The following is a 435-nucleotide window of genomic DNA, read 5'->3' as shown; positions in this document are numbered from 1 at the left end:
CCGTCACATCAATCACACAAAGGTCCGTATAAATGCGGTCCACACATTTCAAACCTGTCGCAGGATAAGTCAGCTCAGCAACGATTTTAGGTTCGCCTTTTTTAGTGACATGATCGGTGGTAATAAAGACTTTCTTCGCACCCACGGCTAAATCCATTGCACCACCCACAGCAGGAATGGCATCAGGTGCACCGGTATGCCAGTTTGCAAGATCACCATTTTCTGCCACTTGGAAAGCACCCAAGACTGCGATGTCTAAATGACCACCACGCATCATGGCAAATGAGTCACCATGATGGAAGAAAGCTCCGCCTTCTAATAAAGTCACAAACTCTTTACCCGCATTAATTAACTCAGGGTCACGGTCTTCTTCCGCAGGGGGTGGACCAAAGGCCAATAAACCATTTTCAGAATGTAAAAAGACATCTTTGTCAG

At 46.2% G+C, this 435-nt stretch carries 1 protein-coding gene; it reads right to left on the bottom strand.

Annotated elements, in window-relative coordinates:
* A partial coding sequence (locus AC1M9C_RS14960) for a CoA-transferase (protein ID WP_481953980.1) occupies nucleotides 1-435 on the bottom strand: 435 nt, incomplete at both ends.

Source organism: Acinetobacter sp. 24-47-39 (assembly GCF_056783825.1).
This window is presented reverse-complemented; position numbering and strand designations above follow the sequence as displayed.